We start from the raw sequence: 1091 nt of genomic DNA, 5'->3' as shown, positions 1-1091 counted from the left end.
CTAGGGCGTGTATCGGGTCGTGATCACTGGGTGGTTCGCGTGAGGTCTTTGATCCAGATCATGGAGGCCCGGAGTTGGAGTCCGGCCAGGTAGCTCTCGGGTGTCTTGTCGAAGCGGGTGGCGATGCCGCGCCACGCCTTGAGCTTGTTGATCAGTCGCTCGACCGTGTTGCGCTCCTTGTAGAGGCCGGTGTCGTGGGTGAGGGGTCGGCCGCCCCGGCGGCCCTTCTTCTTCCGGTTGGCGGCCTGGTCCTTCTTCTCCGGGATGACGGCCTTGATGTTCCGTCTGCGCAGGTAGGCGCGGTTGCCGCGGGAGGAGTACGCCTTGTCACCGGCGACCGCGTCGGGCCGGGTGCGGGGCCGGCCTGCCGGGCCGCGGACCCGCAACTGATCGAGGACGGGGATGAACTGCGGGCTGTCAGCAGCCTGTCCCGCGGTCAAAGTCAGCACGAGCGGCCGGCATCGACGGTCGCAAGCGACGTGGACCTTGCTGGTCTGCCCGCCCCGCGAACGCCCCAGCAGGGCGGCCTTCAGCCGGAGCCTGCGCCGCTGACGGAGGCGTCTTCGCCCGGCGACGCCATCGGTGTCCGGTCCGGATTGTTCTTCCTCGGTGCCCCCTTTGACCGGGCCTTCTCCTCGTGTGCGGCCTTCTCCAGTGCGTCGAGCACACCGGGTGCCAGACGCATACCAGCCGCGTCATGGTGGGCCCGGGCGGTGGTGGAGTCCACGCTGACCAGGGAAAGGTCCACCTCGCCTCGCGCGGCCGCCTGCGCGATCAGCCCTTCCAGCAAGGTCTCGAAGATTCCGGCATCCCGCCACTGGCGGAAGCGGTTGTGCACGGTGGACCACGCGCCGAACTCGGCCGGCATCTCCCGCCACTGCGCTCCCGAGCGAAACTTCCAGATCACGCCCTCGAACTGCTTCCGCAGGCGTGCGGGATACGGGCCGTACTCGCCGATCGGCAGGTACGGCTCGACGTACTCCCATTCCAGGTCCGTCAGTTGCGCCCGTGTCATGCGATACGGACTACCGGATCCGCACGCGCCGTGAGGGCAAAACGCGCATGTTGATCGCGACCCGATACACGCCCTA

Annotated in this window: 1 pseudogene; it reads right to left on the bottom strand. The window is 67.9% G+C overall.

The features are described from left to right. Positions 1–23 precede the first annotated feature (23 nt). A pseudogene (locus ACH4KB_RS37930) lies at positions 24–1015 on the bottom strand (IS5 family transposase). Positions 1016–1091 lie beyond the last annotated feature (76 nt).

The sequence above is a fragment of the Streptomyces sp. NPDC017520 genome, from assembly GCF_044329855.1.
GTDB lineage: Bacteria > Actinomycetota > Actinomycetes > Streptomycetales > Streptomycetaceae > Streptomyces.
Note: the sequence above shows the minus strand (reverse complement) of the source record. Positions and strands in the feature narration are given on the sequence as shown.